The sequence below is a fragment of the Acetobacterium sp. genome (assembly GCF_041752335.1).
Taxonomy (GTDB): Bacteria; Bacillota; Clostridia; order Eubacteriales; family Eubacteriaceae; genus Acetobacterium.
Genome location: NZ_JBGSHG010000061.1, coordinates 1 through 3,086, shown reverse-complemented (window position 1 = coordinate 3,086; position 3,086 = coordinate 1). Strand labels below are relative to the sequence as shown.

The 3,086-nt window shown below is 41.1% G+C and carries 2 protein-coding genes, 1 rRNA gene and 2 riboswitches; all 3 genes read right to left on the bottom strand.

The genetic code is table 11. From position 1 onward, the window contains the following. Positions 1-353, bottom strand: a 16S ribosomal RNA gene (locus tag ACEW8F_RS07820); the annotation flags it as partial. A gap of 536 nt (positions 354-889) precedes the next feature. Beyond that, positions 890-1,459, bottom strand: coding sequence for an ECF transporter S component (locus ACEW8F_RS07815; protein WP_373482913.1), 570 nt, complete (start codon positions 1,457-1,459; stop codon positions 890-892). 83 nt (positions 1,460-1,542) lie between these two features. After that, positions 1,543-1,671: riboswitch (FMN riboswitch) on the bottom strand. 62 nt (positions 1,672-1,733) lie between these two features. Continuing rightward, entirely contained in the window at positions 1,734-2,663 is a 930-nt protein-coding gene (locus ACEW8F_RS07810; RefSeq protein ID WP_373482912.1) for a magnesium transporter CorA family protein, read from the bottom strand. 236 nt (positions 2,664-2,899) lie between these two features. Next, a riboswitch (M-box (ykoK) riboswitch) is annotated at positions 2,900-3,063 on the bottom strand. Between the last annotated feature and the right edge of the window lie 23 nt (positions 3,064-3,086).

The following is a 3,086-nucleotide window of genomic DNA, read 5'->3' as shown; positions in this document are numbered from 1 at the left end:
GTAGGAGTCTGGACCGTGTCTCAGTTCCAGTGTGACCGTTCGCCCTCTCAGACCGGTTACCCATCGTCGCCTTGGTGGGCTGTTATCTCACCAACTAGCTAATGGGACGCGGGTCCATCCTATGGCACCGGAGCGTTTAATAGCAAAGCCATGCGACTTCACTATATTATAAGGCATTACTCCCAGTTTCCCGAGGCTATTCCTTTCCATAGGGCAGGTTACCCACGCGTTACTCACCCGTTCGCCACTTTCTAAGATTTCCGTGCAAGCACTTCCATCTTGTCTCGTTCGACTTGCATGTGTTAAGCATACCGCCAGCGTTCGTCCTGAGCCAGGATCAAACTCTCAATAAAAGTTTGTATTTAAAGCCTTTCGGCCTTTAAATGCTGTCTCATGAATAACTGTGTTTTATACTCTACCGAGTGCATTTTATCCTCTGCCGAGCTGATGTTTTAAAGAGTGCATCTCTCTGTTTCTATTTTAGCCTCATTCATCCTTGCGGATGTTTTGGCTGTTTTACAGGTTTTATGGTACTATTCTCTTTTCTATGACCGCCGCTTCTCATTGTTTTGCCGGCAGTTTCCTACCGAAGAAGCTTTTCTATTATATCGTTGTTTCTTCATGATGTCAAGCTGTTTTTTGAAATTCTTTTAAGTTAATTTCTGTTATTCAGCTGTGTGTGCGCCGCCTCTGTTCGAGACAACTTCATTATTATACGCTCTTTCAGCCCGACTGTCAACACCTTTTTGAAAGTTTTTTCATTTCTTTTTCATATCACTGTATCTATGTCCAATTCGCCGTTATTCAGGCTCTTGATCTGATTGTTTGGGCTTTAAAAAAGAACCTGGAATCAATTGATTTCAGGTTCTCTATTATAATCAAGCTTTATCTATTTGCTTTCTGCGATCTTCGTTTCTTGTATTTCCAAACCCAGCACCTTGCTGACGGATTTGTAAACAACAAAGGTAATGACTGAATTTATTCCTGCTTTAATCAGATTAAAAGGAACAATAATTGGAAGAATCATCGGAAGAACCGCTTCAACTGGAATTCCCAAAAAGAATGGTGTAATTGCAATGTTCCATAGCGCCATCGTTATTGTCATCGTTATGGCACCAAGTGCCAAACCTATAACTGCACCTTTTCTGGTTCTGTTTCTCTTGTAAACATTCCCGGCAACAAGCACGAAAGATCCGGTTGCGAAGAAATGCATCAAGATCCCAATAATCCCACTGGCTGAACTAACGGTTACACCCTGTAACACACAAACAACAGCTGTCAGGATTAAGCCGCCTAATGGACCAAACATAAAAGCACCAATGAAAATGGGGATATCCGCTGGGTCGTACTCTAAAAATGGAGCAGCCGGGAATATTGGAAAACGGATTAAATAAACCAATAGTATGGACATTGCTGCCAATACTGCCATCTGGGTCAGTTGTTTTGTCTTGATTTTCATAAAAATCCTCCTTCAATTGTCTGTCCAGTCAACTTAAAAAGCCCTTGAAAATTTCTTTTCAAGGGCTTTGCGCGCAAAATTGTACGCCATTTCTTTCATCCGGACTATACCGTCGGTTCTGGATTCCAACCAGATCGGCCTTTCGGCTCGTGGACTTATCACTTTCGTGCATCACCACCGGTGAGGACTTACACCTCGCCCTGAAACAGACTATTTATTTATTTTATTATATACCCGGCTGAATTTCTTTGTCAATGATAATTTTTAGCCATCTCTAACTGAACATCTTTTTCTTGAATAACACAAAGGCAGCCACGCCAGTACAGGCAACCGAAATCAATACCACACTCCAGAAATTGGGAATCGGCAACCCATCGACGTTCATTCCAAAAAAACTGGCGATCATGGTTGGTATTGCCATTAAGATGGTTAACGAAGTCAGGATCTTCATCACAATATTTAAGTTGTTTGAGATAATCGATGCAAAGGCGTCCATGGTTCCACTGAGTATATTGGCATAAATATTCGACATCTCAATGGCCTGTTGGACTTCAATCAGCACATCTTCCAATAATTCTTTATCTTCTTCGTAGAGTTTGATAATCCGGCCACGCTCCAGTTTTTCCAAAACCCCCTGATTGGCCTTCAGGGATGTCGAGAAAAACACCAGACTCTTTTCCAGGTCAAGCAACTGAATCAGTTCCTTGTTTTTCATGGATATATGGAGTTGCCGTTCAATATCGGTACTCATGCGGTTAATATGGCGCAGATAAATCAAAAATCGACTGGCCACCCGGTATAAAATTTGAAATATAAAACGGGTTTTTAAATTTGTGTAGACATTTTTAACCCGGCCTTTGGCAAAATCGTCGATGAGGGTATTGCCTCTTAAGCAGACGGTAATAATATTTTCTTCGGTTTGAATAATCCCAACCGGTATAGTTGTATAAAGTACCATCTTGGTATCTTTTTCAATGACCGGAACGTCAATGGTGATAAGAGCCTGGTTATTGTCTTCCAGTTCCACCCGGGAAATTTCTTCTTCATCCAGGGCCGCTCTCAGAAAATCCGGTTCCACCTCTAATTCTCTGGTAATAAACTGCAATTCTTCTTCAGTGGGATTAACCATGTTGATCCAGCTGTTTTTTTCAATGGTCTCAATTTCTTGAATCTTGCCATCAACGGTTTTATAGATTTTGATCATTGCTTTCCTCCTTTATTAAGAGCAGCCGATGATCCATAAGATAATTTGGCCGCTCAGTTTTTGTTCGTTTTGTTCACTACGCTTCTCTCCAGGGTCTGCGTCCATCCTATCTCACTCCTTTTTTTGAATTTGCACTAAAGAAAAACCATTTTGTAGCTTTGCTTATGGTTCTTCAGCATTTAACGAAATAAAAAATCTCCACTTTAACAGAGGAGATTTTCGCACAGCAAAAATAATGATTCCTCCATTCGTTGAGTTTTGGCACTATACAGCATAGGGCATTGCCCAACTGCATTAAGTAAAACCTTAATTCGATAGTACCTGTTGACCCATTGGCATCTTTCGATGTTTCCGGGCAGCAGCCATATCTGTATAGGAGCCTCACCTAACAAAAGAAACATTTAATTTCTTATCATTCTAATT

What these genes read in the sequence shown, in the direction of transcription:
- ACEW8F_RS07815 (WP_373482913.1), bottom strand. Translation starts at nt 1,459, where the DNA reads ATGAAAATCAAGACAAAACAACTGACCCAGATGGCAGTATTGGCAGCA.
- ACEW8F_RS07810 (WP_373482912.1), bottom strand. Translation starts at nt 2,663, where the DNA reads ATGATCAAAATCTATAAAACCGTTGATGGCAAGATTCAAGAAATTGAG.